Source organism: Candidatus Obscuribacterales bacterium, from assembly GCA_036703605.1.
Lineage (GTDB): Bacteria > Cyanobacteriota > Cyanobacteriia > RECH01 > RECH01 > RECH01.
The window spans coordinates 1-1001 of sequence record DATNRH010000387.1; the positions used below are offsets into that span (position 1 = coordinate 1).

Genomic DNA, 1001 nt, shown 5'->3' on the forward strand with positions numbered 1-1001 from the left:
AGCACTCCATATTATTAGTAAAGGAGAGAAGATGATCTGAGCGCGCTCACTGATGGTCGCCAGGCAAGGTCGGGTCCAAACAGTACGAATGATTCAGCAGCGACACAAAGTTTGAACAGTTAGTTCTGATCCGGGGCAGTAGTGCCAGCCATGGGCGAGGCAAAGGGAACGAACGCATAGCCAGCCACTGGAGCACCAGTGTGATCGACCATGGCCGCCGGAGCGGGGGCCGCCATTTCATAGGTGGGGTAGAACACGGGGGCCATGTAACCCTGGAAATATCCAGCAGGATATACAGGGGTAGCAGGAGCTGGAGCATAGGCAGGCACTCCATATCCAGCCACGGGATAACCATAGTTGGGCATGCCGGGGTAAACAGCGCCATAAGGTCCGTACATGGGCTCGGGGCCGACGGGGTAGGCTTCTGGGACAACTGAAGCATCGGCGACCGCCTTGATACGGCGACCTCCGCGAGCCTGAGGACGCGAACGACCTTCCTTAGGCTGAGCCGCCTTGATCTCCACCAACTTGTCGCGAAGTTGGATACGACCCGTCAAGTGTGGGTTGGGTCCTTTGTTATGTTCATGGCCGAGCGACAAGAGGTGGCGAGCTACCGCCGGATCTTCATAGGTGACAAAGCCAAAGCCTCTGGAACGTTTTGTTTCATAATCAAACATGACGATGCTATCCAATACATTGCCAAACTGGGCAAAGAAGGAGGAAAACTCTTCGTCGGTGACTGTGGAAAAAAACATCAAAATTTCAGACGTGCATCACTGTGAGTGACACTGTGGCCATATCAACACGAGGTCGCAGCGGATCTTTCACAAGTGGGATTTACTTACTATCAGCTGGGAGACCACCAACAAATAGCTTTCGATCATCTTTGGCGGTGGGTGGGATGAGGAGAGATGGTCTCTGGCCGGAGACGCGGGCGGATAGTTGCGGAACCGAAGACTCGTCCGTCCTCGGGGTTTCCAAAGTCTTTCCTGATCCTTGCT

General features: G+C 54.1%; 1 protein-coding gene. It reads right to left on the minus strand.

The features are described from left to right. Positions 1–119: 119 nt before the first annotated feature. Entirely contained in the window at positions 120–755 is a 636-nt protein-coding gene (locus tag V6D20_08020) for a hypothetical protein (GenBank protein ID HEY9815731.1), read from the minus strand. Positions 756–1001: the final 246 nt, after the last annotated feature.

Coding starts and splice junctions, on each gene's coding strand:
- V6D20_08020 (HEY9815731.1), bottom strand. CDS start 755: ATGTTTTTTTCCACAGTCACCGACGAAGAGTTTTCCTCCTTCTTTGCC.